At 67.3% G+C, this 370-nt stretch carries 1 protein-coding gene; it reads right to left on the bottom strand.

Annotated elements, in window-relative coordinates:
• On the bottom strand, positions 1-316 hold a 316-nt coding region (locus KUM49_RS47090; protein ID WP_217243163.1), incomplete at its 3' end, for a DUF2637 domain-containing protein.
• Between the last annotated feature and the right edge of the window lie 54 nt (positions 317-370).

Genomic DNA, 370 nt, shown 5'->3' with positions numbered 1-370 from the left:
CCAGCGGGTCGGGCCAGGCGGCTGCGCCGTTGAAGGCGATCGTCGCGGCCGTCAGCAGCCAGGCCGTCTGGCGCAGCAGGGGGAAGGGGATGCGGATCCACGTCAGCAGGAGGTCGAGGGCGAGCAGGACGCAGATACCCGCGTCGATGCCGATCGGGAAGACGTAACTGAAGTTCCCGAAGCCCTTCTTGAGGGCGAGTTCGCGGATGGCCGCGTACGAGCCGGCGAAGCCGATGCCGGCGATGACGACCGCACCGGCGGCGACGACGCCGATGAGTATGCGGTGTATCCGAGTCAGCTGCGTGGGCGTGGCCACCGGTTTCCCTCTCTTCCTTCACTCTCTGTGTGGTGCTGTCGTCGGAGGTCGTGT

The sequence above is a fragment of the Streptomyces sp. AC555_RSS877 genome (assembly GCF_019049245.1).
Taxonomy (GTDB): Bacteria; Actinomycetota; Actinomycetes; order Streptomycetales; family Streptomycetaceae; genus Streptomyces.
This window is presented reverse-complemented; position numbering and strand designations above follow the sequence as displayed.